This is a genomic window from Stenotrophomonas sp. YIM B06876 (genome assembly GCF_030711595.1).
Taxonomy (GTDB): Bacteria; Pseudomonadota; Gammaproteobacteria; order Xanthomonadales; family Xanthomonadaceae; genus Stenotrophomonas.
Map to the genome: position 1 here is coordinate 1 of NZ_JAUJUJ010000448.1, position 652 is coordinate 652.

1 protein-coding gene is annotated in these 652 nt (G+C 65.3%); it reads left to right on the forward strand.

Annotated features, from left to right (window positions below):
* Window positions 1-469 precede the first annotated feature (469 nt).
* Window positions 470-652, forward strand: a 183-nt coding sequence (locus QZH66_RS17870) for a DNA translocase FtsK 4TM domain-containing protein (protein WP_305807152.1), incomplete at its 3' end; no start/stop codon positions are given.

A 652-nucleotide genomic window follows, 5' to 3' on the forward strand; every position in this document is an offset into this window, starting at 1 on the left:
TCCTCGCCATAGCTGCGGCCATGGCTGCGGTTTGCGCCTTGCCAGACGCGTGAACGCATCACTTTCATTGTGTTCCTCGACTTCCGGGGCACAGCACTAGGGCGCTTAAGGCACATAGGAGCGAAACCGCAAGTATCAACCAAGTGCCGGCCCGGGCAGGCAAGCGCGGTCTCTGTCACGGTGATTGAAAAATGCAATCGTCCTGCCGCTGCGAGCGCCTTGCGTGGCCGCGCCGGGCGCCTGCGGGCGGGCCTGTGGCATCGGGTAAGCNGGCACAGCACTAGGGCGCTTAAGGCACATAGGAGCGAAACCGCAAGTATCAACCAAGTGCCGGCCCGGGCAGGCAAGCGCGGTCTCTGTCACGGTGATTGAAAAATGCAATCGTCCTGCCGCTGCGAGCGCCTTGCGTGGCCGCGCCGGGCGCCTGCGGGCGGGCCTGTGGCATCGGGTAAGCTTCGCCGGCACGCTTATGACCTACTCCCTCAACACCCTGAATGCTTCTTCTGGCGGCAAGTCTGCGCCGCGCTCCGCGGCGGCCCGCTTTGGCCACGAGCTGGGGCTGATCGCCGGCCTGCTGGCCTTGGTTTTCTGGCTGCTCGCGCTCACCAGCTATTCGGCCCAGGACGTGGCCTGGTCCACTTCGGGCACCGCG